Here is a 270-nt window from a genome sequence, read left to right on the forward strand (position 1 = left end):
CTAACGTTACAATTCAGCATGGTTTCCAGCCGCTGCTTTGACTGCGTCAACTCAATTAACTGTTTCTCCACACTTAGGTGAGAAAGAATATTATGCGACAGAGTATGAGAGCCGATATGCATGCCGTTGTCAGCCATTTCTTTCAACTGCGCCCAGTTGATAAACAGATCGGTCGGCTTAGGCATATGCTTGCTATCAAGTTGCAACAGCTGTTTAAGTTGTGTCAGTTTTTCTGTCATACCCAGGCTGTTGTCTTGCTTAACCGCTCTT

General features: G+C 44.4%; 1 protein-coding gene. It reads right to left on the reverse strand.

The genetic code is table 11. The features are described 5' to 3' along the window. Positions 1 to 270, reverse strand: a 270-nt coding sequence (locus R0J87_RS20720; protein ID WP_498888611.1) for a polysaccharide deacetylase family protein, incomplete at both ends; no start/stop codon positions are given.

Source organism: Halomonas sp. SIMBA_159 (assembly GCF_046536035.1).
GTDB classification, from domain to species: Bacteria; Pseudomonadota; Gammaproteobacteria; order Pseudomonadales; family Halomonadaceae; genus Vreelandella; species Vreelandella venusta_A.